1 protein-coding gene is annotated in these 742 nt (G+C 43.9%); it reads left to right on the top strand.

Annotated elements, in window-relative coordinates; genetic code table 11:
* The first annotated feature begins 123 nt into the window (after positions 1-123).
* Entirely contained in the window at positions 124-663 is a 540-nt protein-coding gene (locus CEW93_RS10610; RefSeq protein ID WP_089540952.1) for a TIGR02594 family protein, read from the top strand.
* Positions 664-742 lie beyond the last annotated feature (79 nt).

The raw sequence follows: 742 nt of genomic DNA, 5'->3' as shown, positions 1-742 counted from the left end.
ATGATGGAAGGTAAGACGTTGCATGAGATTATCACTGAAATTAAGACAGCGTTTAAAGCGATTTTTAAGTAAGTTTAATTTTTTTTAACCGCCCTATAAGGGCTTTTTTTTATGGAGTATGTTATGAAACAAACTAAACTGCCTTGGATTGAAAAAGCCAAAGAATACATCGGTACCGCTGAAAAAGTCGGTAAAGCCGAAAACCCTGTCATTGTTAAAATGTGGGAGCAGACATTTATTGCCACCAATCAAGAAGAAAAGCTCAAACAAGCCGTGTGGCGTACCGAAAACACGCCTTGGTGTGGTGGCTTTGTCGGTTTTATCCTATCAAGTGTGGGTTTAACAAAACACATTCCCCAAGCATTTCCCCTAGCAAGAGCGTGGGCAAGTGCTGGCACAAGGCTAGAAAAGCCTGCCTATGGCTGTGTGGTGGTGTTCTCACGCAATGGCGGTGGTCATGTGGGCTTTGTGGTCGGCAAGGATAAATTTGGCAATTTGATGGTATTAGGTGGCAATCAAGGTGATGCGGTGAATATCAAGCCCTTTGCCAAAAGCCGTGTACTTGCATACAGATGGTGTGGCACACAATCACACCCTGCACCACATCGGTATGAGTTGCCTGTGTTGGGGAGTGATGGTAGGGTGAGTAGGGATGAGGCTTAACATATCTCATCATACTCTACTGTCTTAGGACGTTTTTTAAGATTAGTATAACGTTGCAGGCTATTCCAACTGTCATGCC

The sequence above is a fragment of the Moraxella sp. VT-16-12 genome (assembly GCF_002224245.2).
GTDB lineage: Bacteria > Pseudomonadota > Gammaproteobacteria > Pseudomonadales > Moraxellaceae > Moraxella.
Note: the sequence above shows the minus strand (reverse complement) of the source record. Positions and strands in the feature narration are given on the sequence as shown.